Annotated in this window: 21 protein-coding genes; 6 read left to right on the top strand and 15 right to left on the bottom strand. The window is 64.1% G+C overall.

What is annotated here, in order from left to right; translation table 11 throughout:
* Nucleotides 1-20: 20 nt before the first annotated feature.
* Complete coding sequence (locus ACN9M1_RS04305; RefSeq protein ID WP_426397690.1) at nucleotides 21-2,387, bottom strand: UvrD-helicase domain-containing protein; 2,367 nt, start codon at nucleotides 2,385-2,387, stop codon at nucleotides 21-23.
* A 153-nt stretch (nucleotides 2,388-2,540) separates the two neighbouring features.
* Here ACN9M1_RS04305 and ACN9M1_RS04300 point away from each other — a divergent pair, with 153 nt between their 5' ends.
* Entirely contained in the window at nucleotides 2,541-5,417 is a 2,877-nt protein-coding gene (locus ACN9M1_RS04300) for a valine--tRNA ligase (protein ID WP_426397688.1), read from the top strand.
* A gap of 51 nt (nucleotides 5,418-5,468) precedes the next feature.
* Complete coding sequence (galU, locus tag ACN9M1_RS04295) at nucleotides 5,469-6,341, top strand: UTP--glucose-1-phosphate uridylyltransferase GalU (protein ID WP_426397686.1); 873 nt, start codon at nucleotides 5,469-5,471, stop codon at nucleotides 6,339-6,341.
* Nucleotides 6,342-6,464: 123 nt separating this feature from the next.
* Here the strand turns inward: galU and ACN9M1_RS04290 are convergent, their stop codons facing one another.
* The 4 genes from ACN9M1_RS04290 to pobA form a co-directional block, all read right to left on the bottom strand.
* Nucleotides 6,465-7,460: a hypothetical protein gene (locus ACN9M1_RS04290; RefSeq protein WP_426397684.1), complete on the bottom strand. Its 996-nt coding sequence runs from the start codon at nucleotides 7,458-7,460 to the stop codon at nucleotides 6,465-6,467.
* A 462-nt stretch (nucleotides 7,461-7,922) separates the two neighbouring features.
* A complete protein-coding gene (gene infA, locus ACN9M1_RS04285; RefSeq protein WP_004631109.1) occupies nucleotides 7,923-8,141 on the bottom strand; it encodes a translation initiation factor IF-1 in 219 nt (72 codons plus the stop codon).
* Nucleotides 8,142-8,487: 346 nt separating this feature from the next.
* A complete protein-coding gene (locus ACN9M1_RS04280) occupies nucleotides 8,488-8,778 on the bottom strand; it encodes a hypothetical protein (RefSeq protein WP_426397682.1) in 291 nt (96 codons plus the stop codon).
* A gap of 147 nt (nucleotides 8,779-8,925) precedes the next feature.
* A complete protein-coding gene (gene pobA, locus ACN9M1_RS04275) occupies nucleotides 8,926-10,149 on the bottom strand; it encodes a 4-hydroxybenzoate 3-monooxygenase (protein ID WP_426397680.1) in 1,224 nt (407 codons plus the stop codon).
* Between the two features lie 119 nt (nucleotides 10,150-10,268).
* On the opposite strand from pobA, the gene ACN9M1_RS04270 reads away from it, so the two are divergent.
* Both ACN9M1_RS04270 and ACN9M1_RS04265 read left to right on the top strand, forming a co-directional pair.
* A complete protein-coding gene (locus ACN9M1_RS04270) occupies nucleotides 10,269-11,246 on the top strand; it encodes a LysR family transcriptional regulator (protein WP_426397678.1) in 978 nt (325 codons plus the stop codon).
* A gap of 139 nt (nucleotides 11,247-11,385) precedes the next feature.
* The gene (locus tag ACN9M1_RS04265) at nucleotides 11,386-12,555 is read left to right on the top strand and encodes an ABC transporter substrate-binding protein (protein WP_426397676.1); all 1,170 of its coding nucleotides are present in this window, start codon (nucleotides 11,386-11,388) and stop codon (nucleotides 12,553-12,555) included.
* A 5-nt stretch (nucleotides 12,556-12,560) separates the two neighbouring features.
* Here the strand turns inward: ACN9M1_RS04265 and ACN9M1_RS04260 are convergent, their stop codons facing one another.
* The 10 genes from ACN9M1_RS04260 to ACN9M1_RS04215 form a co-directional block, all read right to left on the bottom strand.
* Nucleotides 12,561-13,262 (bottom strand): ABC transporter ATP-binding protein, encoded by a 702-nt coding sequence (locus ACN9M1_RS04260; protein WP_426397674.1) that lies wholly within the window; start codon nucleotides 13,260-13,262, stop codon nucleotides 12,561-12,563.
* Complete coding sequence (locus ACN9M1_RS04255; RefSeq protein ID WP_426397672.1) at nucleotides 13,255-14,028, bottom strand: ABC transporter ATP-binding protein; 774 nt, start codon at nucleotides 14,026-14,028, stop codon at nucleotides 13,255-13,257. Before ACN9M1_RS04255 ends, ACN9M1_RS04260 begins: the two co-directional genes overlap by 8 nt.
* On the bottom strand, nucleotides 14,025-15,059 hold the full coding sequence (locus ACN9M1_RS04250; protein ID WP_426397671.1) for a branched-chain amino acid ABC transporter permease: 1,035 nt from the start codon (nucleotides 15,057-15,059) through the stop codon (nucleotides 14,025-14,027). The genes ACN9M1_RS04255 and ACN9M1_RS04250 overlap by 4 nt, the downstream gene beginning before the upstream one ends.
* Entirely contained in the window at nucleotides 15,056-15,922 is an 867-nt protein-coding gene (locus tag ACN9M1_RS04245) for a branched-chain amino acid ABC transporter permease (protein WP_426397669.1), read from the bottom strand. The genes ACN9M1_RS04250 and ACN9M1_RS04245 overlap by 4 nt, the downstream gene beginning before the upstream one ends.
* Nucleotides 15,923-15,999: 77 nt before the next feature.
* Nucleotides 16,000-16,398 carry a 4-carboxymuconolactone decarboxylase gene (gene pcaC, locus ACN9M1_RS04240; protein ID WP_426397668.1) on the bottom strand — a complete coding sequence of 133 codons (399 nt, stop codon included), beginning with the start codon at nucleotides 16,396-16,398 and terminating at the stop codon, nucleotides 16,000-16,002.
* Complete coding sequence (pcaD, locus tag ACN9M1_RS04235; RefSeq protein WP_426397666.1) at nucleotides 16,391-17,203, bottom strand: 3-oxoadipate enol-lactonase; 813 nt, start codon at nucleotides 17,201-17,203, stop codon at nucleotides 16,391-16,393. Before pcaD ends, pcaC begins: the two co-directional genes overlap by 8 nt.
* 30 nt (nucleotides 17,204-17,233) lie before the next feature.
* A complete protein-coding gene (locus ACN9M1_RS04230; RefSeq protein WP_426397664.1) occupies nucleotides 17,234-18,595 on the bottom strand; it encodes a 3-carboxy-cis,cis-muconate cycloisomerase in 1,362 nt (453 codons plus the stop codon).
* Nucleotides 18,596-18,602: 7 nt separating this feature from the next.
* Complete coding sequence (gene pcaF / locus ACN9M1_RS04225; protein WP_426397663.1) at nucleotides 18,603-19,805, bottom strand: 3-oxoadipyl-CoA thiolase; 1,203 nt, start codon at nucleotides 19,803-19,805, stop codon at nucleotides 18,603-18,605.
* Between the two features lie 25 nt (nucleotides 19,806-19,830).
* Nucleotides 19,831-20,493, bottom strand: a complete 663-nt coding sequence (locus ACN9M1_RS04220) for a CoA transferase subunit B (RefSeq protein ID WP_426397661.1) — start codon at nucleotides 20,491-20,493, stop codon at nucleotides 19,831-19,833.
* Nucleotides 20,490-21,179, bottom strand: coding sequence for a 3-oxoacid CoA-transferase subunit A (locus tag ACN9M1_RS04215; RefSeq protein ID WP_426397659.1), 690 nt, complete (start codon nucleotides 21,177-21,179; stop codon nucleotides 20,490-20,492). Before ACN9M1_RS04215 ends, ACN9M1_RS04220 begins: the two co-directional genes overlap by 4 nt.
* A gap of 334 nt (nucleotides 21,180-21,513) precedes the next feature.
* Here ACN9M1_RS04215 and ACN9M1_RS04210 point away from each other — a divergent pair, with 334 nt between their 5' ends.
* Both ACN9M1_RS04210 and ACN9M1_RS04205 read left to right on the top strand, forming a co-directional pair.
* On the top strand, nucleotides 21,514-22,305 hold the full coding sequence (locus tag ACN9M1_RS04210; protein ID WP_426397657.1) for an IclR family transcriptional regulator: 792 nt from the start codon (nucleotides 21,514-21,516) through the stop codon (nucleotides 22,303-22,305).
* 98 nt (nucleotides 22,306-22,403) lie between these two features.
* Nucleotides 22,404-22,991, top strand: coding sequence for a hypothetical protein (locus tag ACN9M1_RS04205; protein WP_426397655.1), 588 nt, complete (start codon nucleotides 22,404-22,406; stop codon nucleotides 22,989-22,991).
* Nucleotides 22,992-23,323 lie beyond the last annotated feature (332 nt).

Below are 23,323 nucleotides of genomic sequence, written 5' to 3'. Positions count from 1 at the left end.
CCGCGACCCGATCGACGCGCTCAGTTGATCGGGTCCAGCTTGGCGATGCCCAGCGCCAAGACCTTCACCCCGTGGCGGTTGAACTTGATGTGGGCGCGCGCCTCGGCGCCCTCGCCTTCCAGCGTCGTGATGACGCCTTCCCCGAACTTGTTGTGGAACACCGACTGGCCGACGCGAAAGCCTGTGGCCTCGGCGCGCTTGGCATCGGCGTAGTTCTTGCCGGTGTCCATGCCGCCGGTGGGGCGCGTGCCGGTGTAGGCGTCTTCGTCGCCGCGCTCGGGGCGCTTGAACCAATCCTTGCCCCAGGCGCCGCTTTCGCCTTGGCTACGACGCGTCGCGGTGTAGCCCGAGTGCTGCGGCGTCAACCACTTCAGCGTGTCTTCCGGCAGCTCGTCGAAGAAGCGTGAGCGGATGTGATAGCGGATCTGGCCATGCAGCACGCGGCTCTGCGCAAACGACAGATACAGCCGCTCGCGCGCCCGGGTGATGGCCACGTACATCAGACGACGCTCTTCTTCCAGGCCGTCCTTCTCCATCTGGCTGTTCTCGTGCGGGAACAAACCCTCTTCCAGCCCGGTGATGAAGACAACGTGGAACTCCAGCCCCTTGGCGGCGTGCACGGTCATCATCTGCACAGCGTCCTGGCCGGCCTGGGCCTGGTTGTCGCCAGCCTCCAGCGAGGCATGCGTGAGGAAGGCGACCAGCGGCGTCATTTCCGTCGGCGTTTCGTCGGTAACGAGCTCGGAGACGGTATCGGTCTCACCGCCCTCGATGCGGATCATCGCGTCGTGGCGCACTGGCAATGCGGTCGCAATCGCATCCACGCCGTAGCCCTCTTCGGCCACAAAGGCCTGGGCAGCGGTCACCAGTTCCTGCAAGTTCTCGATGCGGTCCTGGCCTTCCTTCTCACCCTGGTAATGCGTGATCAGGCCGCTGGCGTGGATCACATGCTGGACGATCTCGGGCAACGTCATCTGGCGCGTGTCGGCGCGCATCTGCTCGATCAGGCGCACGAACGCCGAGAGTTTGGTACCGGCCGCGCCCGTCAGATACGGTACCGAGGCCGCCAACGAAATGCCGTACAGCCGCGCCGCATCCTGCAACAACTCCAGCGAACGCGCCCCAACGCCGCGCGCCGGGAAGTTCACCACGCGCCCGAATGCAGCGTCGTTGTCCGGATTTTCCAGCAACTGGATGTACGCCAGCGCGTGCTTGATTTCCGCCCGCTCGAAGAAGCGCAGGCCGCCGTACACCTTGTACGGAATCCCCGCCGAGAACAACGCGTGCTCAATCACCCGCGACTGCGCGTTGCTGCGATACAGGATGGCGATTTCCGAGCGCGACATGCCGCTGGCGATGCGGTCGCGAATCTCGTCGACGATCCAGCCTGCCTCCTGACCGTCCGTCGCGGCCTGATAAACGCGCACCAGCTCGCCATGGCCGGCATCGGTGCGCAGGTTCTTGCCCAGGCGGCGCGAGTTGTGCGAGATGAGGTGGTTGGCGGTGTCGAGAATGTTGCCGTGCGAACGGTAGTTCTGTTCCAGCTTGATGCGGTGCTCGACACGAAATTCGCGCTCGAAGTCGACCATATTGCCGACATTGGCGCCACGAAATGCGTAGATGCTCTGGTCGTCGTCGCCCACGGCAAAGATGGCGTTGGGCGTGACACCGGGCTCGCCCAGGCCGGCGAGAACCTTCAGCCAGGCGTATTGCAGCTTGTTCGTATCCTGAAACTCGTCGACCAGGATGTGCTTAAAGCGGCGCTGATAGTGCGCGCGGATGGCGTCGTTGTAGCGCAGCAGTTCGTAACAGCGCAGCAGCAGTTCGGCAAAGTCGACCACGCCTTCGCGCTGGCACTGCGCGTCGTAGGCGGCGTACAGATCAGCCATGCGGCGGTCGTATTCGTTGGCGATTTCCAGATCGCCCGCGCGCAGGCCCTGCTCCTTGGCCCCGTTGATGAAGTACTGGACGTTCTTGGGCGGGAATTTCTCGTCGTCGATGTTGAGCGACTTGAGCAGACGCTTGACTGCGGAAAGCTGGTCTTGCGTATCCAGGATCTGGAAGGTCTGCGGCAGGCCGGCATCGCGGTAATGTGCGCGCAGCAAGCGGTTACACAGGCCGTGGAACGTGCCGATCCACATGGCGCGCGTGTTGATCGGCAGCATGGCCTGCAGGCGCGCCGTCATTTCCTTGGCCGCCTTATTCGTAAACGTGACGGCCAGCACACCCGAGGGCGACACCCGCGCACTCTGGATGAGCCAGGCGATACGGGTGGTCAGCACGCGCGTCTTGCCGCTGCCCGCCCCCGCCAGGATCAGCGCCGATTCGTCGGGAAGCGTGATGGCAGCGCGTTGTTCGGGGTTCAGATTGGCGAGCAGGTCGGACATGCGGGAGAAGCCTCGGCAGAATCCTGAAATTATACCGGCCCCCTCCCCCGCCTCGCCGGTGCCTGACACCGACAGGTCGTATAATTCAAGGCTTTCGCCCGCCATTTTTTGTGGGCCAAACGTCTATTTGCGCGGATTGCGCCCCCTGTCAGCATGACCGATCAAAACCAAGCCCTCGCCAAGAGTTTCGAACCCACCACCATCGAGCAAAAGTGGAGCGCAGCGTGGGAAGCGATGGGCGTATCTCGTGCAACGCTTGAAGCCGGCAAGCCGGATTTCTGTATCCAGCTGCCGCCGCCGAACGTGACGGGCACGCTGCACATGGGCCACGCGTTCAACCAGACCATCATGGATGGCCTGACGCGCCACGCGCGCATGTCGGGCGCCAACACGCTGTGGGTGCCGGGCACCGACCACGCCGGTATCGCCACGCAGATCGTCGTCGAGCGCCAACTGGACGCGCAAGGCGTGTCGCGCCACGACATGGGCCGCGAGAAATTCGTCGAGAAGGTGTGGGAATGGAAAGAGCAATCGGGCTCGACCATCACGCGCCAGGTGCGCCGCATGGGCGCCTCGATCGACTGGGAACGCGAATACTTCACGATGGACCCGAAGATGTCGCGTGCCGTCAGCGACGTGTTCGTGCGTCTGTATGAGCAGGGCCTGATCTACCGCGGCAAGCGTCTGGTCAACTGGGATCCGGTGCTCGGCACCGCCGTGTCCGACCTGGAAGTGGTGAGCGAAGAGGAAGAAGGCTCGCTGTGGCACATCCGCTATCCGCTGGCCGAACCGGACGCCGTGCGTGGCCTGACTCACCTGACGGTCGCCACCACCCGCCCGGAAACGATGCTCGGCGACACGGCTGTGATGGTGCACCCGGAAGATGAGCGCTACGCCCACCTGATCGGCAAGTTCGTTCACCTGCCGCTGACCGATCGCCAGATCCCCGTGATCGCCGACGAGTATGTGGACCGCGAGTTCGGTACCGGCGTGGTCAAGGTGACCCCGGGCCACGATTTCAACGACTACGCAGTGGGCCAGCGCCACAAGCTGCCGCAGTTGTCGATCCTGACGCTCGACGCGAAGATCGTCGCCGATGCGCCGGCCGCCTATGCCGGCATGGACCGCTTCGACGCGCGCAAGAAGATGGTCGAAGACCTCGAAGCCCAAGGCCTGCTGGCCGAGGTGAAAAAACACACGCTGATGGTGCCGCGCGGCGACCGTACCGGCGTCGTGATCGAGCCGATGCTGACCGACCAGTGGTTCGTCGCCATGAGCAAGCCGGCGCCGGAAGGCACGCGCTTCCCCGGTCACTCGATCGCCGAAGTGGCGCTCGACGCCGTGGAGAGCGGCAAGATCAAGCTGGTGCCCGAGCAGTGGGTGAACACATACAACCAGTGGCTGAACAACATCCAGGACTGGTGCATCTCGCGTCAACTGTGGTGGGGCCACCAGATTCCGGCGTGGTACGACGAAGCCGGCAACGTGTACGTCGGCCGCACCGAAGAGGAAGCCAAGGCCCAAGCCGCGGCCAAGGGCTACACCGGCACCCTCACGCGTGACGACGACGTGCTCGACACGTGGTTCTCGTCGGCACTGGTGCCGTTCTCGTCGCTGGGCTGGCCGGCCGACACGCCTGAGCTGAAGCACTTCCTGCCCTCCACCGTGCTGGTCACGGGCTACGACATCATCTTCTTCTGGGTGGCGCGCATGGTCATGATGACCCTGCACTTCACCGGCGAAGTGCCCTTCCACACCGTCTACGTGCACGGCCTCGTGCGTGATTCGGAAGGCAAGAAAATGAGCAAATCCGAGGGCAACACGCTCGACCCGGTCGATCTGATCGACGGTATCGCGCTGGAGCCGCTGCTGGCCAAGCGCACCACCGGCCTGCGCCGCCCGAAGGATGCACCCAAGGTCGAAAAGCGCACGCGCAAGGAATTCCCGGAAGGCATTCCGGCGTTCGGCGCCGACGCGCTGCGCTTCACCTTCGCCTCCCTCGCCACGCTGGGCCGCAGCATCAACTTTGACCCGGGCCGCTGCGAGGGCTACCGCAACTTCTGCAACAAGCTCTGGAACGCCACGCGCTTCGTGCTGATGAACACCGAAGGCCAGGACTGCGGCATGCAGGAATGCGTCGGTGATTGCGGCCCCGAAGGCTACTTAGACTTCTCGCAAGCCGACCGCTGGATCGTCTCGCTGCTGCAGCGCGTGGAAACCGAAGTGGAGAAAGGCTTTGCCGACTACCGCTTCGACAACATCGCCAACGCCATCTACAAGTTCGTCTGGGACGAGTACTGCGACTGGTACCTCGAACTCGCCAAGGTGCAGATCCAGACCGGCACGCCCGCCCAGCAGCGCGCCACGCGCCGCACGCTGCTGCGCGTGCTCGAAACCGTGCTGCGCCTGGCCCACCCGATCATCCCGTTCATTACGGAAGAGCTCTGGCAGAAGGTCGCGCCAATGGCCGGCCGCGCCAAGGGTGACGGCACCGAGAGCCTTGCGCTGCAAGAGTACCCTCGCGCCGCGCTCACCAAGATCGACGAGCAGGCCGAGCAGTGGGTGCAGCAGCTCAAGGCCCTGGTGGATTCCTGCCGCAACCTGCGCGGCGAGATGAACATCTCCCCCGCGCAGCGCGTGCCGCTGTACGCCAACGGCGATGCCGAATTCCTGCAGGTCGCCGCACCGTACGTGCAGGCGCTGGGCAAGCTGTCGGAAGTGAAGGTCTACACCGATGCCGCCGCGATGGAGCAGGACGGCGCCGGCGCCCCGGTCGCCATCGTCGGCGAGAACAAGCTGCTGCTGAAGATCGAAATCGACGTGGCGGCTGAACACGCTCGCCTGGGCAAGGAAGTCGACCGTCTGCGCGGCGAGATCGCCAAGGCCGAAGGCAAGCTCGGCAACGAATCGTTCGTTGCCCGCGCACCGGCAGCCGTTGTGGAACAAGAACAGAAGCGCTTGGCGGATTTCAAAGCCACGCTCGCCAAACTGGAAGCGCAGATTGCGCGCCTGCCTGTGCAGGCTGCCTGATCTGTTGCCGAATCTGTCGGGTCAGAATCAAACGTCGTCAAGGAAACTACGATGCAACGTGTTACCAAAGCCGTCTTCCCTGTTGCTGGGTTGGGCACTCGCTTCTTGCCCGCCACCAAGGCCAGCCCGAAGGAAATGCTGCCGGTGGTGGATAAACCGCTGATCCAGTACGCCGTGGAAGAGGCCATGGCCGCCGGCATCACCGAGATGATCTTCGTGACGGGCCGAAGCAAACGCGCCATTGAAGACCACTTCGACAAGGCCTACGAACTCGAAGCCGAGCTCGAAGCCAAGCAGAAAACTGCCCTGCTGGAGGTCGTGCGCTCGATCAAGCCGTCGCATGTGGATTGCTTCTATGTGCGCCAGCCCGAAGCGCTGGGCCTGGGCCACGCTGTGCAATGTGCAGAAAAGCTCGTCGGCGACGCGCCCTTCGCCGTCATCCTGGCGGACGACCTGTTGGACGGCACCCCGCCCGTCATGAAGCAGATGGTCGACCTGTACGACCACTACAACTGCTCGGTGATCGGCGTCGAAGAAATCGACCCCGAACAGAGCCGCTCGTACGGCGTGGTGGATGGCCGCCCGTGGGAAGAAGATGGCAGCGTGATCAAGATGTCGGGCATCATCGAAAAGCCGGCGCCGGAGAATGCGCCGTCCAACCTGGGCGTGGTCGGTCGCTACATCCTGACACCGCGCATCTTTGATCACATCCGCAACCTGAAGCCGGGCGCCGGCGGCGAGCTGCAACTGACCGATGCCATTCAATCGCTGCTGTCAGCGGAGCAAGTGCTGGCCTATCGCTACAAGGGCGTGCGCTACGACTGCGGCAGCAAGCTCGGCTACTTGAAGGCCACGGTGGAATTTGCGCTCAAGCACAAGGAAGTCGCAGACGAGTTCCGCACCTACCTCGCGTCGCGCGGCTAACGACCTGCGCACAAAGAAAAAACCCGCGTCAGCTCGCGCCGACGCGGGTTTTTGTTGCCGGAATGCTGCAACCGTCCGGCGCGGTGTCCCGTCCCTCGGGTTCGGAGGCTTAAAAGCCCCTCGTTATTGCGGTGCCGTCAGCGGCTTGATGGTGTTGTTCAGCAGGCTCCAGTACGAGCTGGTGCTGTACGGCAGCATCTGTTCAACGTAGTTCCACCAGAAGTAGCCACCGATGAAGCGCGGGTCGGCGGCCATCGTGGTGGTACCCATCGGGTAGTACGACTTGATCAGGCTCTGCTGCACCGACAAGGGCGCCGACGTGCTCGACGTACCGATCTCGCCAAAACCGACCTTGGCCACCGGGAAGATGCTTTCCAGCAGCTTGAAGTCGTTGGCCCAACTCGGGTTCAGGCCCGGGCAGTCCTGGTACGGGTAGTAGCTGAACAACGCATAATCCGTACCCTGACGCACGCGCGAGGGCAGGAAGTTCGTTGCCCAGGTACGCCACGAGTCCATCGAGAGCTCGTAGCAGTTGGTGCCCTTGCCGTCGTCGTTGTAGTACATGGTCACCGACACCAGACCGCCCGCGCCCTTCACGATGTCGTAGGCGTTACCAACCATCTGGCCGATTGCCTGCTCCTGCGTGGTGGCCGTGGCGGTCGGGCCGCTCGGATTGGCGCGCAGCCACTCGCCATTGATCTCGTTGGCGATTTCCCACACGTCCACCACGTTCTTCAGCGTGCCCACCAATTCATTGGTGCGTGCGCTGTAGGTCGCAGAATCCACGGGGAAATAGTACGAGTCCATGACTTCACCCATCACGTACGCCACTTGGTGGAGCTTCACCAGCGGGGCGTAGTAATCGGCGGCCGACGTACCCGGATCAAACACCACGCGCACCGTCGGCTTGTACGGCAGGTGTGTGAGCGACGCCACGATCGCGTTGATGCTGCTGACGTCGTCCAGCGTAACGCCATAGATCGGTGCCTTCGGGCGCGTGGCCTGTGCCGAGGCAGTTTGCATACCCAGGCCCGTCAGCGCTACCGCCGCCGCCAGCCCCGTTACGACGCGCTGGCTCAAGCGCGCCGCCCTCTGTGCTGCTTTCTTGGTTTCCAACATTGTGTTTTCTGTTCCCTCGGACGCAAACGTTACGCCCAAATTTGGTGGACAAGCGCCGTCCTACCTGTGCGGTATCCCGATGTGATTAACAACTTGTGGTTGACACACTGAGCACCGAACGGGTGCAAGCGTCAGAAGACGCCCCGGCCGGCGAATGGAATGCGCGATGACGCTCTGCCAGGTTAACCGGCGGGCCGCGCTTATTTGAGAACTGGTACAGATGGGGCGCCCCTCACCCGAAGGCGAGACGCGGCTTCACAAAGATGAAAAGCCCTGCAACAGCAGACTGCCAACACGTTCCCCCCGGCTGACAACCTGTCGCGCATGATACCGGAAGTTGCGCGTAGTTCAACGGAATTTAACACTGCTTATGCAACGATAAAGAAAAAACCGCGCCCCATTCCGAGTACGCGGTTTCTTCAAAACGCCCGTCTGGTGGGCGTATCGGCGATGTGGGGCGCCTTACTTGTGCCGGTAGTTGATACGACCTTTAGTGAGGTCATACGGCGACATTTCCAGCTTCACACGGTCTCCCGCCAGGATGCGGATGCGGTGCTTCTGCATCTTGCCCGACGCATACGCCCAGATCTCCACGCCGTTTTCGAGTTGCACGCGAAAACGGTTATCGGGCAGTGCTTCCGAGACCACCCCTTCAAATTCGATCAGTTCTTCCTTGGCCAAACTCGTTCCTTTGTGTGCAGCGCGCGGCTGCGTCATGGTTGCAATGGTGTGATGACCCGCCAGAGCCCGGAGGCATGCCCCGTCAGGCATGCAGCCGTGTCGCTGCGATCATCTCAGCCCGGACAGCGGGCTATGGGGGGTCCGAATCGCACCAAACACAAATCGCGCCCGCCAATGGCGTGCGCTGTTTTCAGTGCAAGCGAGGAATGGGTGGTGGTCGCAGTTGCGCGCCTCCCTGCTCGACGCGGGGGGAACCCCGGTGCTGGACTCGGCTGCCATGGACCATCTCGGCCCGGCGGTCAGCCGGATTCGCCCGCTATTCTACCACGGCAGGGTTCGCGCTGTTTCAGGCGCTGTCGGCAAGCGGCATGTGCGGCACACCGCCGTCGATGATGGTTTCGGCAAACCGCAGCGCCGCCACGCGTGCATCCCCCACATTGGTGAACTGCTGATCCCCCGAGAGGCGGAACACCTGTGTCTGCCCCGGTTCGGGCGACTCCCCTGCCCGACAAATCATCACGGCTGCGTTATAGCTGCGGTCTTCCCTGGCCTCCGGCCAGCGTGCCGTGCGTTCATGTTGGTAAGCCAACGGATAGATGTCGAAGCCTTTGTATTGGCCCGCCGGCGAAGTGTCCATCGCAACTGCCCCCTTCTTGAACGTCGAGTGCTGTCCGACTATACACCCGTGCGTTTTGCCTGGCGATGAAAGCGGCGACAACGTTTGATTTAGACCGCGCCGGCGCGCCGCCGCGATCGGGGAAATATGCCAACGTTGCAAACGCCGCTATGCCGTTTCCGGGTGCCGGATCGCTTCCGGCGCCAGGGCTGGTGGATCGGCAAACGGCAGTCCGACGTAGTTTTCGGCCAGCACGCGCGCGCCCGCCGGAGAGCTCGCCACGTAGTCCAGCTCGGCGCGCTGCAGCCTCTGCATGAACGGCGTGTGGTCGTCGAAGCGATGCAGCATCGACGTCATCCACCACGAGAAATGCTCGGCGCGCCAGACGCGTTGCAGACAACGTTCGGAATAACGCGCGAGGTGCGTGGTCTCGCCCTGCCGGTAACGGGCCGTCAACGCCTGCGCCAGCACGCGCACATCGGCCACGGCCAGGTTCATGCCTTTTGCGCCGGTGGGCGGCACGATATGCGCGGCGTCGCCGGCAAGGAACAGCCGCCCGTGCTGCATCGTCTCGCAGACAAAGCTGCGCATCGGCGTGACGCTTTTCTGCAGGATCGGGCCTTCCTTGAGATGCCAGCCGTCGTTGTTTTCCAGGCGCGTGTGGAGTTCGTCCCAGATGCGGGCATCGGACCATTCGGCGAGGTTCTCATCCGGCTTGCATTGCAGGTAGAGCCGCGTGATCGTGGGTGAGCGCATGCTGAACAGCGCGAAACCGCGATCGTGGCTGGCGTAGATCAGCTCGTCGGCGGCCGGTGCCGCTTCCGCCAGGATGCCGAGCCACGCAAACGGATAGACGCGCTCGAACACCGCTTGGCGCTGCGCCGGAATGGCGGGCCGGCAAATGCCGTGAAAGCCATCGCAGCCGGCGATGTAGTCGCATTGCAGCGTTTGCGGCACGCCATCGTGAACGAACTGCACCGATGGCGTGGTGGAGTCAATGTCGCGCACCGAGACGTCGCTCACATCAAACAGCAGCGGGGCGCCCTGTTCCACGCGGACGGCAATCAGGTCCTTCACCACCTCGTGCTGGCCATACACGGTGATCGAGCGGCCGCCGGACATCGCCGTCAGGTCAATGCGATGGCGCTTGCCACCGAACAGCAGATCGATGCCATGGTGCACGAGCCCTTCGCGGCGCATGCGTTCGCCCACGCCGGCTTCGTTGAGCACATCGACGGTGCCCTGCTCCAGCACGCCGGCGCGGATGCGCTCTTCAACGTACTGGCGGCTCTTGGTCTCGAGGATGACGGCGTCGATGCCGTTGCGGTGCAGAAGCTGCCCGAGCAGCAGGCCGGCGGGGCCGGCGCCGATGATGGCGACCTGGGTGCGCATGGTGGTTGTCTCCGAATGGATTGGAATCGTTCTGGCAACCATTGTTGGCGCGCATCTTGATATCGCACAATGCAATATTGGCGATAAACTTTATCGCCCATTCAGATAGTGGTTCGCCCATGTCCACCCTGCCCGACTTTGATCTGAACCTGTTGCCGATCCTGCTGGCGCTGCACGACGCGCGCAGCGTGAGCATGGCGGCGCAGCAACTCGGTATGAGCCAGCCGGGTGTGAGCACGGCGTTGGGCAAGCTGCGCGCCGCGTTCGATGACCCGCTGTTCGTGCGGACCTCGCGCGGCATGGAGCCGACGCCGCGCGCGCTGGCGCTCATCCCTGCTGCACGCGATGTGCTGATGCGCGTGCAGCAAGGCATTCTCGAAACCAACGCGTTTGATCCGGCCACGACTACGCATACGTTCTCGATCTCGCTATCGGATGTGGGCGAGATGGTGTTCCTGCCCCGCATCGTCGAAGCGATGGCGCGCGAGGCGCCGCGGGCGTCGGTGCAATCCGTCTCGCTGCCGCCGGCGCAGATTGAGCGCGCGCTGGAGACGGGCTCACTCGATCTGGCGGTCGGCTACTTTCCCGATCTGAAGAAGAACAATTTCTTCCAGCAGCGGCTGTTCACGCATTACTTCACCTGCATCGTGCGGGCGGATCACCCCGTTACGCGCGGTGGCAACACAAAGCTTTCGATGGCGCAGTTCCTGGAATACGGCCACGCCGTGGTCCGCGCAGAAGGCCGCAGCCAGGAGCTGTACGAGCGCTTCCTGGAACGCAAGCGCATCCGCCGCACGCCGGCTCTGCTCACGCCGCATTTCATGAGCATTCCGTTCATCCTCGCGCGCACAGATTTGATTGCGACGGTGCCGCATGCCGTGGGGCTGTCGTTCATGCAATCGCACGCCAACATCTGCGTGATGGAGCCGCCGCTGGAGTTGCCGAGCTTCGACCTCAAGCAGCACTGGCACCGCAAGTTTCACAACGATGCGCGCAGCCAGTGGTTTCGCGCGCTGGTGTCATCGCTGTTCAACGACGAGGCGGACGAATGGCGCGAGCCCGGGCACCCACCTGCCAAGCGCAAGCACACGAAATAGCGACAGCGTGCCGCATGTTCGATAGGCGAGTACTCGATTGCAATGCGAACACGAAGCCTTTAGGATCGTCGCCACGCGCAGGCGACGCCGATGTGGTTTTGCTCGGCCCACGCTTGCCGATCAACCTTTGGAGACCTTCATGAAACGTCGTGCCCTGCTGTTGAGCGCCGTTGCTGGTGCGCTGATGACCTGCCTGCCCGCCTTTGCGGACGAGCCGATCAAGATCGGCCTGATTGCGCCCTTCTCCGGCCCCTTTGCCGACTACGGCAAGCAGATGGAAGGCGGCATCAAGGCGTATCAGAAACTGCACGGCACAACGGCTGGCGGGCGGCAGGTGCAGATCATCATGAAGGACACGACCGGCCCTGCGCCGGACGTCGCCAAGCGGCTTGCACAGGAACTGGTGGTCCGCGACAAGGTGGACTTTCTCGCCGGTTTCGGCTTGACGCCCGAAGCCCTGGCCGTCGCACCCATTGCGCAGCAGGCGAAGAAGCCGATGGTGATCTTCAACGCGGCGTCATCGTCGATCACCACCAAGTCGGACTATGTGACGCGCGTGTCGATGACGCTGCCGCAGATCTCTGCGCCGATCGCCTCGTGGGCGCTGAAAAACGGCATCAAGCAGGTGGCGACCGTGGTGGCCGATTACGCGCCCGGCGTCGACGCGGAAAACGCATTCAAGCAGACCTTCACCGCAGGTGGCGGCCAGGTGGTAGAAGCGGTGCGCGTACCGTTGCGCAATCCGGAGTTCGCCCCGTTCATTCAGCGCGTGAAGGACACCAAGCCGCAGGCCGTGTTCGTTTTCCTGCCGGCTGGCGAACAGGGCGTGGCATTCATGAAGGGCTTCCGCGAGCGCGGGCTGGCGCAGGCCGGCATCAAGGTCATCGCTACGGGCGACCTGACCGATGACCACGTGTTGCCCGCCATGGGCGATTCGACGTTGGGCGTCATCACGTCGTTCCACTACTCGGCTGCGCATGACTCGCCGCAGAACAAGACATTCCTGAAGGCCTTTGCCGATGCCAATCCGGACGGCGGACGGCCCAACTTCATGGCGGTGGCTGCGTATGACGGCATCGGCGCGATCTACGACGTGATCAACAAACTCGGCGGCAAGATCGACGGGGACAAGGCGATGGCCGCCTTCAAGGGCATGAAGATCGACAGCCCGCGCGGGCCGATCACCATCGACCCCGCCACGCGTGACGTGGTGCAGACCGTCTACATCCGCAAGGTGGAGAAGGTCGGCAACGCGCTGTACAACGTCGAGTTCGACAAATTTGCCGACGTGAAGGATCCGGGCAAATAAAGCGCTTACGCAACGGACACAAGCCGTTGCAGCAGTGGCGCATCGGCCAGCAAGTCCGCACTGGTCGATGCGTGCACGATGCGACCGCGATCGAGCACCAGCGCCTGCTGCGTCAATTGCAGCGCCAGACGCGCGTGCTGCTCCACCACGATCACCGCCATGCCGCCCTCGTCGACCAGCGCGCGGATGGCGCGGCCCAGCTCCTGCACGATGATCGGCGCGAGCCCTTCCATCGGTTCATCGAGCAACAGCAGTGCGGGATTCGTCATCAGCGCCCGGGCGATCGCAACCATCTGCTGCTCGCCGCCCGAGAGCTGGTTGCCGAGATTGCGGCGCCGCTCCTGCAGACGCGGAAACGTCTGGTAGACACGCGCGACATCCCACGCACCGGGCCTTGCTACGGCAGTCAGATGCTCTTCCACCGTCAGCGAGGGAAACATCCACCGCTCCTGCGGCACCCAGCCGAGCCCGGCCCGTGCCCGACGATGCGGGGCCACCTTGGCGATGTCCGTGCCTTGCCAGCGGATGCGTCCGCCGTGCATGCGCGTAAAGCCCATCAGCGTGCTCAGCAGCGTGGTCTTGCCGACGCCGTTGCGGCCCAGTAGCGCGAGGCTGCCGCCTGCCTCCAGCGCAAACGACACATCATCCAGCACGACAGCATTGCCATAGCCGGCGGTCACGTTTTCGAACGAGAGCAACTCAGGCATGTTCGGCTTCCCCGAGATAGACCTCTCGCACGCGCGGGTCGGCGACGATTTCGTGCGGCGTGCCTTCGGTCAGCACGCGTCCGGCCACCAGCACGCTGATCCGCTCGGCAAAGCGGAAGACGAGGTTCATGTCGTGCTCGATGAAGAGGATGGTGATGTCGCGCGGCAGGCTGGCGATCACTTCGAAAAGTTCGGCGCTCTCCCCGGCCGGAATGCCGGCGGCGGGCTCGTCGAGCAGCAGGATGCGCGGCTGCGTCGCCAGCGCCAGGGCAATCTCCACCAGGCGCTGTTTGCCGTAGGGCAACGCGTGCGTGGGCGACAACGCATCGGCGCCAAGCTGCAGGCGACATAGCAGGGCCATCGCTTCATCGCGCGCCTCCTTGTGCGATGCGACAGTCCGATGCCAGTGCCACGACGCGCCCGTGCGCTCGAAGACGGCGAGCATCACCGACTCCAGCACCGTCAGCCCGGGAAACAGCGTGTTGATCTGGAACGTGCGCGTGATGCCGCGTTTGACGCGCTGGTGTGCGGGCACGCGCGTGATGTCCTCATCGCCCAGCAGCACCTGGCCAGAGGTGGGCGCAAAGGCGCCGGTCAGCAGGTTGATGAAGGTCGTCTTGCCTGCCCCGTTCGGGCCGATCAGCGCATGGCGCGCGCCGGGCGCGAACGAAAGCGAAATGTCGGAATTGGCGTGGAAACCGCCCCAGCGCTTGGACAGACCGCGCGTGCTGAGCGCTGGCGTAGGGTGCATCGCTGGCGCACTCATGCGGCATCTCCCTTACGTGCACGCTTGGCCTTGACTGCGGAGACAGCAGCCTCCAACCCGCCCAGGATGCCGCCACGCGCAAACAGCACGATTACCATGAGCAACAGGCCAATCCAGAACTGCCAGTAGACCGGGTTGATGCCGGCCAGCACATCCTGCGCCGCCATGAACACTGCCGCGCCGATCAACGCGCCGTACAGCCGCCCTGCGCCGCCGAGCACCAGCATGATCAACAGCTCGGCGGAGCGCGAAAAGCCCAGCGAATCCAGCCCGACAAACTGCGTGGTCTGGGCGAGCAGGCCGCCAGCCACGCCGGCAATCGCCGCGCTCACGGTGAACGCCGCCACCAGCCGCATGCGCACATCCGCACCGATGGCCGGCATGCGTTTCGGACCTTGCTGGATGCCCCGCAACGACAGCCCGAACGGCGAACGCACCAGGCGGCGCAGCAGCATAAACACCAGGAACAGCACGACGAGGCTATAGACGTAGGCCGTGCGCCCTTCCAGATCGAACGCGAAGGTGCCGAGCAAGTTGCTCATCGTCACGCCAGAGAGGCCATCGACCCCGCCGGTCAGAAACGCCATCTTGTTGGCCGCTTCGTACAGCATCAGGCCGATACCGAGGGTGACCATCAAGCGCGTCAGGTCTTGCCCGCGCACCACAAGGAAGCTCACGCAGAAACCGGCAAGCGCGGCGACAAGTGCCCCAGCAGCAAGGCCGGTCAGGGGCTCGCCCCAGCCATGCGCGGCCAACAGCCCTGCCGTATAAGCGCCCAGCCCGAAGAAGCCCGCGTGCCCGAGCGACACGATGCCCGCATAGCCGAGCACCAAATCCAGCGACAACGCAAACAACCCTACGATCAGCACCTGGCTGCCGAAGACAAGGTAATCAGGAAGGAAGAAGAAGACCGCGATGGGCACGCACCAGAACGCGATCTCCCACAGCGACCAGCGCGCATCGGGCAACCCATGCGTCTGCAGTGGCTCAGCCGGCTGTGTGGCGCGCATCAATTGCTGCAGCATGCTCATGCGCGCCTCCCCAGCAAGCCACTCGGAAAGAGCACGAGCAGCACCACCATCAACCCGTAAATGACGAACGCGCCGATCTCCGGCACGTAATACTTGCCCGCCACGTCAAACACGCCGAGCACCACCGCCGCCAGCAACGTCCCCTTGATGGAACCCGCGCCGCCCACCGCCACCACCAGCAGGAAGTACACCATGTACTTGATTGGGAACCCCGGATCGAGCCCCAGCACATCGATGCCCAGCCCGCCGCCCAACCCCGCCAGCCCGGAGCCCAGCGCAAACGTCACGGAGAACACCAAACTCACGTTGATGCCCAACCCGGCGGACGCCTGCTGGTTGTCCACCGACGCCCGCACCTGCGCGCCAAAACGCGTGCGCTCGATCAGCCAGGCCAGCAACGCCGTCAGGATGATCACGATACCAATCAGGAACAGCCGATAGCGCCCGACTTCCAATCCGTCGAACACCCGCAACTGCCCGCGCAGCATCTCGGGCAACTCAACGGGTTGCTGCGACGGCCCCCATATGTACGTCGCACCTGCCATGGCCATGAAAACAAGCGCAATGGAAAACAGCACTTGATCCAACGGGCTCGCACGATAGAGCCGCCGGTACAGCGTGCGCTCCAGCACAAAACCAATGCCTGCGGTGACAAGGAAAGCAATGGGCAGCGTCGCCAGAAACGGCACGCCGAGGCGGTTCATCAGCACCACGCACACATAGCCGCCCGCCATGGCGAACGCCCCGTGCGCGAGGTTGATGAAGTTCATCAGGCCCATCGTGACCGACAGACCGATGCTGATCAGGAACAGCAGGCTGCCGTAGGCCAGCCCGTCAAACAACACACCCAATGCGCTCAGCATGGGTCTCCTCCTTGGGTTTCCGGCTCGGCGGCCAGTTTGCCCGGTGTGTTGCGTGGCGTCTCTCCCGAGACGAAGGGTTACGTCTTGTCGGCGGCCTCCGCGTCCATCTCGGCAAACACTGTCTGCGCGAGGTGGAAGGCATGGTTGGCTGCCGGCACGCCGCAGTAGATGGCGGTTTGCAGCAGCGTCTCCTGAATCTCGTCGCGGGTCACGCCGTTGTTGGAAGCAGCACGCAGGTGAAGGCGCAGCTCACCGTCGCGGCCCAGCGCGACCATCATCGCGATCGTCAGCAGGCTACGCGTGTGGCGCGGCAAGCCGGGGCGCGTCCAGATTTCGCCCCAGGCATAGCGGGTGATGAGGTCTTGGAACGGTGCAGTCAACTCGGTCTGCGCGGCGTTGGCTCGATCGACGTGGGCATCACCCAGCACAGCGCGGCGCACCTGCATGCCGGCGGCGTAGCGTTCGCGATCATCCATGGGACACCTCGCGTGCGACACCCGTGGTCAGGAAGCTGACCAGTGCTTCGGTATAGCCGTCGGCCTGCTCCCAGTTGGCAAGGTGACCGGCAGAAAGCTCAACGTATTGCGCACCCGGTACACCCTCGGCGATGCGCTTGGTTTGCGCAGCAGGCGTAGAGATATCGTGGGTGCCGCCAATCACCAGCATCGGCACGCGGATGTTCGGCAGTTGCGCGCGCAGATCTGCGTCGCGGATGGCAGCACAGTTGCCGTTGTAGCCGGCATCCGGTGTGGACAGCAGCATCGCCTTGACGATGTCGACGCGGCTGGCGTTGGCGTCGCGGTAGCCCTGCGTGAACCAGCGCTCCAGCACCGTTTCGGTGATGCTTGCCATACCGCCGTGCTCCACCTGGGCAATGCGCGTGTTCCAGCTTTCCTGCGTGCCGATCAGCGCGGCGGTGTTCGTGACCACCATGCGCGGGAAGCGCTCGCCGTGATACGCGGCCAGCCACAAACCGGTCAACCCGCCCATCGACAGGCCGCAGAACAGCGCGAGCTCGATATCGTAGTGATCAAGCAGCGCGAGCACATCGCCTCCAAGCTGCGCCACGCCGAACGGCGCAGCCGGCACACTCGACTGGCCGTGGCCACGCTGGTCATAGCGCAGCAGACGGAAATGCTGGCGCAGCGCATCAAGCTGCGGCGCCCACATGCCGAGGTTGGTGCCCAGCGAGTTCGACAGCACCAGCACCGGCTTGCCGGTGGCAGGCCCATCGTCGAATTCGTGATACAGGCGGACGTTATCGTGTTCGAGCCAGGGCATGGTGTCTCCGTGGGTTCGCGTTCTGCGTGTTCAGGGGTGACGGCGGGCGTGTTCCGCGAGCACGCGGTCAACAGCGGCGCCCGCGTCGCCAAGATAGTGGGTGGGGTCAAGCAGCGCGCTCAGCCGTTGCGGCGTGGCGTTGCCCCAGATGCGCCGCACGTCGGCGTCTTGCGCTAAAACGTCGTGCAGCGTTTTGTTCTCTTGCACAGCCTTGCGGCTCGCAGCCTCAACCACATGGTGCGCCTGCAGGCGGCCAAGGTCTGCGCCGAGCGCGAGCATCACGGCTTCACCCAGGATCAGACCGTGCGTCAGATCAAGGTTCACGCGCATGCGCGCGGCATCGACCTGCAAGCCCTCGATGATGTCGCGCATGCGGTCGAGCGCGCCCGCGGCAAGGCATATCATTTCGCGCAGCGTTGCCCACTGCGCTTGCCAGCCGCCGAGCGCGCGCTCGTGCTCCTGCGGCAGTGCAGACAGCAACGTGCCGGCGAGCCCCGGCATACGCGTGGCGGCAGCCAGCACCGTTGCGCAGCCGACCGGGTTGCGCTTGTGCGGCATGGTGGAAGAGCCGCCCTTGCCTGCACCCGAGGGCTCGGCGACTTCGCCCACCTCCGTCTGCATCATCAGCGAAAGATCGCGCGCGAAGTGCCCGAGCGTACCGACGAGCAATGCGAGCGTCGTACCGATGTCAGCCACGCGGTCCTGCTCGCCATGCCAAGACAGCGTCGGCAATGGCAAATCCAGTTCGTGTGCGAGCGCTTGGGCGACTGCACGCGCGTGTTCGCCGAGGCTGGCCAACGTGCCAGCCGCGCCACCAAACTGCAGCGCTGGCGCATGCGCACGCAACGCGGCAAATCGATCCTGCGCGCGATGCACCGCTTCCAGCCACCCTGCAACCTTGCGCCCGAACGTGGTCGGCAAGGCTTGCTGCAACCACGTACGCGCCACCATCGGCGTATTGCGATGGCGTTGCGCGAGTGCGGCCAGCGCATCGGCGAGCTTCTGCAAATCCGCCTCGATCAACGCGGCCGACTGCCGCCACTGCAGCATCAGGCCGGTATCGATGATGTCCTGGCTCGTTGCACCCCAATGTACGTAGCGCGCTGCGTTTTCATCGTGCTGCGCGACGGCGGCGGTCAGCTGCTTGACCAGCGGAATGGCGAGATTGCCCGCACTGGCCGCGGCGTTGCCAAGTGCAACCAGATCAAGCGTGACCTTGGCGCACACCGCGCGAATCGGTGCAACGGCTTCCGCCGGAATCACGCCGACCGCACCTTCGGCCTGTGCAAGCGCCGCCTCCACGTCGAGCATCGCGCGCACGGTAGCCGCATCGGACCACACCGCCAGCATGGCCGGCGTGGAGAAAGCGCGATCGAGCAATCCGCTGGTCATGGCCGGATCAAACGCGCTCAATGATCAGTGCAATGCCCTGGCCGACGCCGATGCACATCGTGCACAACGCATAGCGGCCGCCGGTGCGGTGCAACTGGTACATCGCCGTCGTCACCAGGCGTGCACCGCTCATACCGAGCGGATGGCCGAGCGCGATCGCGCCGCCATTCGGGTTGACGCGCGGGTCATCGTCGCGCAGACCAAGCTGGCGCATCACCGCCAAACCCTGAGCGGCAAATGCCTCGTTCAACTCGATCACATCCATCTGATCAATCGTCAGGCCGAGTTGCTTCAGCAGCTTTTGCGAAGCCGGTGCCGGGCCGATACCCATCACGCGCGGCGGCACGCCAGCCGTGGCCATGCCGACGATGCGCGCACGCGGCGTCAGGCCAAAGCGCTTGGCCGATTCTTCGTTGGCGAGCAACAGTGCGCAAGCGCCATCGTTCACGCCCGACGCATTGCCCGCGGTGACGGTGCCGTCCGGGCGCACCACGCCCTTGAGCTTGGCAAGCGCTTCCATGGTGGTCGCGCGCGGATGCTCGTCGCGGCTCACGACAATCGCATCGCCCTTCTTCTGCGGGATCGTGACCGAGGTGATTTCCTGCGCGAGCGTGCCGTCTTCCTGCGCACGTGCGGCGCTGGCCTGGCTGCGCAGCGCGAAGCGGTCCTGGTCTTCGCGGTTGATGTTGTAGTCGGTGGCGACGTTCTCGGCGGTTTCGGGCATCGAGTCGACACCGTACTGCGCCTTCATCAGCGGGTTGACGAAGCGCCAGCCGATGGTGGTGTCCTGGATGGACGCCTCGCGTGAGAACGCGCTGGTGGCCTTGCCGACCACGAACGGCGCGCGGCTCATGCTCTCCACGCCGCCGGCGATCATCAGCGACGTTTCACCCGCGCGGATCGCGCGTGCCGCCGTGCCCGTGGCGTCCATGCCCGAGCCGCACAGGCGGTTGATGGTCGAACCTGGCACGCTATCGGGCAGCCCGGCCAGCAGCGACGACATGCGTGCAACGTTGCGGTTATCCTCACCGGCCTGGTTGGCGCAGCCGTAGATGACGTCGTCGATGGCGGACCAGTCGACCTGCGGGTTGCGCGCCATCAGCGCCTTGAGCGGCACGGCGCCCAGGTCGTCCGCCCGCACGGCGGACAGGCTGCCGCCGTATCGGCCAATGGGGGTGCGAATGGCGTCGCAGATAAAGGCTTGCGTCATGGTGTGTCCGTCTCCAGCAATGATTTTATGAGCGACGCAGCGGCGCGGCCGTCAGCGTCTGCAGCGTATCGAAATCCAGGCCCTCGGCCATCTCGCGCACTACCAGCCCTTCGGGCGTGATGTCGATCACGGCGAGATCGGTGTAGATGGTATCGACACAGCCGATGCCCGTCAGCGGATACGTGCACGACTGCACAATCTTGCTGTCGCCCTGCTTGGTTTGGTGTTCCATCATCACAAAAACGCGCTTGGCGCCGATGGCCAAGTCCATCGCGCCGCCCACGGCGGGAATCGCGTCCGGTGCGCCAGTGTGCCAGTTGGCCAGATCGCCCGTAGCCGACACCTGGAAGGCACCCAGCACGCAATAATCGAGATGGCCGCCCCGCATCATGGCAAACGAATCTGCATGATGGAAGAACGATGCGCCGGGCTTGACGGTGACCGGCTGCTTGCCGGCGTTGATGAGGTCTTCGTCCTCCTCGCCGGCAGCGGGCGCGGGGCCCATGCCCAGCAGGCCGTTTTCCGTGTGCAGGATGATCTCGCGGTCAGCCGGCAACTGGTTGGCCACCAGCGTCGGCAGGCCAATCCCCAGGTTGACGATCGAACCGTCGGGAATATCGCGCGCCACGCGCGTGGCGATCTGATCGCGCGTCCAGCGCTGAATCTTGGTGGTGGCTTCGGCGCTCATGCGGCCTCCTTGGCTTGCGCTGCGGTGCCGAGCTGCACGACGCGCTTGACGAAGATTCCCGGCGTGACGATGTGCTCGGGGTCCAGCTCGCCCAGTTCCACCGTCTCACTGACTTGCGCAATGGTGCACTTGGCTGCCATGGCCATCACCGGGCCGAAGTTGCGAGCGGTCTTGCGGTAGACGAGGTTGCCCCAGCGGTCTGCACGCAGCGCCTTGATGAGTGCGTAGTCGGCGGTCAGCGGCAGCTCAAACACATACGGTTTGCCGTCGATGATGCGCGTTTCCTTACCTTCGGCCAATTGTGTGCCGTACGCGGTCGGGCAGAAGAACCCGCCAATACCGGCACCTGCGGCGCGGATGCGCTCTGCCAGGTTGCCCTGCGGCACGAGTTCCAGCTCGATATCGCCCGCGCGGTAGAGCGCGTCGAACACGTACGAATCGGCCTGGCGCGGGAACGAGCACACGATCTTGCGCACGCGCCGCGCCTTGAGCAGCGCGGCCAAGCCGGTTTCGCCGTTGCCGGCGTTGTTGTTGATGATGGTGAGTTCTCGTGCGCCGTGCGCGATGAGCCCGTCGATGAGCTCAGACGGCATGCCAGCGGTACCAAACCCGCCGATCATGATGGTGGCACCGTCGGGGATATCGGCCAGCGCGGCCTCCACGGACGGACAGATCTTGTTGATCACGTACTTTCTCCGGCTGGGGGCGCGGGGGCCTGGATGGCCTGGCGCCGCTCGGAGCATCGCGGGGCCGTAAGCGAGCCCAGCCGCGAAAGACGGCCTGCGAGTCTCCTGTTTGACGACTGGATCGACACAGGTCTTTGCGGTCCGCCTATGCTTTTCTTTCCGTGCTTTCGTTCGCGCAATGTTCTATATGCGAACACACGTTCGATCCAAGAACTAATTTACGCCCCACCTCCGGCAGTGTCAAGGCGTGCGCATGGCGATTTCCTGTTCGAGTAGCGAAACCGAGGGAATGCCAGTAGGCTTGAGTCCACTGCATCGCTTTCGCCTCTTTTGCATGTCTGCTGCCGAACTCCCCACCGAAAAACCCAGCGATTCCTACGTCCAGTCCTTTGCGCGGGGGCTGTCCGTCATCCGCGCGTTCAACGCGGAGCGCCCTGAGCAGACGCTGTCCGAAGTGGCCGAAGCCACCGGCCTCACGCGCGCCGGCGCCCGCCGCATCCTGCTCACACTGGTCAGCCTCGGCTATGTCAGCTTTGAAGGCCGCCTGTTCCGCCTCACCCCCAAGATCCTTGACCTGGGTTTCGCCTATCTGACCTCCATGCCGTTCTGGAACCTCGCCGAGCCGGTCATGGAAGAACTCGTGCAAACGGTGCATGAAAGTTGCTCGGCCTCGGTACTGGATGGCACAGAAATCGTCTACGTGCTGCGCGTGCCCACACAGAAGATCATCGCGCTGAACCTGTCGGTCGGCAGCCGCCTGCCGGCGTTTTGCACATCGATGGGCCGCATGCTGCTGTCAGGCCTGCCCGAAGACCAGCTCGACGTGGTGCTGCGGGAGTCGGATCGCCGCCCCCGCACGCAGCGCACCATTACCGAGGTCGACGCGCTGAAGGACGTGATTGCAGGCGTGCGCCAACAGGGCTGGGCGCTGGTCGACCAGGAATTGGAGGAGGGGCTGATCTCGTTGTCCGCGCCGATCCGCAACCGTGCAGGCGACATCATCGCCGCCATGAACATCAGCGGGCAGGCCAACCGGACCTCCGCCAAACAGATGACGAAACAGTTTCTCGGACCGTTGCAGCAGGCGGCGGAGCGCATCTCGGCAATGGTGCGCGTGCGGACCTGAGCGATTGATCTGGGTGAAAGCCCGAACGTTCAAGTGTGCTGCGCGCCTCGCATCCCAGCCGTTTTTTCAATAAAATTGTGGCTCCGTGGGCAAAGAGGATGTCTGTGACTCAACACACCGCCATTCGCACCGGTTTGGATGTGAAAGGTCGCCAGCACCGGCAAGCAGTCGCTGCGCGCATCCTGGCGTGTGCCCTGCCCCTGTTGGCCTGCCCCGCCTGGGCGCAATCGCTTCCGGCTGCCGCAGTGACTGCGCTGCAGGGGATGACGCCATTGGCACGCATGCTGGTGGGCGCCGCCACAGGTCGCAGTACCGCAGCGGCCGGCGTACCTGCCCTCACCGGGCCTGCGCGCAATACCGACCGCGCCCTCACCCAGGCCTGCGCTGAAATCAACCGCTACACCCCCGTTCCGCTCGACCGGGAAACGGCCCTGGTGCAATGCACGCTGGCGCAGAAGAAGAACCTCATGTTCGTCATCACGCTGACGAACTACGCGGCGCATTCGGCGGCATCGCAGGGGTTCCGGCTGAACTTCGTGCCGATCCTGCAGAAGAACATCTGCAATAACGGCGACGTGCGCATCCTGACGCGCCTGGGCCTGAGCCTGGTCTATCGCTATCGGGGCAATGATCACGAGACGGTCGGCGACGTGCCCATCAACGAGACCATCTGCGGCACGCTGTAAAACGCCCGGCTCAGCCCGGAGCGCCCCGGGAATCTCCTGATGGAGCGGCTGGGACTGCCATGTCATTAATGGCAGACAACCCCAGTGCTCCACCCTGCCGCGCTACCTTGTCTACGCACCACCCCGTGCAATCCCAGCCTCGCGCGACCCGCTCGACTCCGTCCGCTTCGTCAAGCCGGCGCCAGTCTGGCATGGGCTATAGTGGGGCGCTCTGCTCTTCCACCAGCTTCATATGGTTATCCGGTTAGCGAGCAGCCAAACAGGCGATGCGCCTGTATGCTCGCGGTCGTTCTGACTTCACACGCTGTCATTCACCCAAGTCGTCAAGGAGG

This window comes from Ralstonia sp. R-29 (genome assembly GCF_049913345.1).
Lineage (GTDB): Bacteria > Pseudomonadota > Gammaproteobacteria > Burkholderiales > Burkholderiaceae > Ralstonia.
This window is presented reverse-complemented; position numbering and strand designations above follow the sequence as displayed.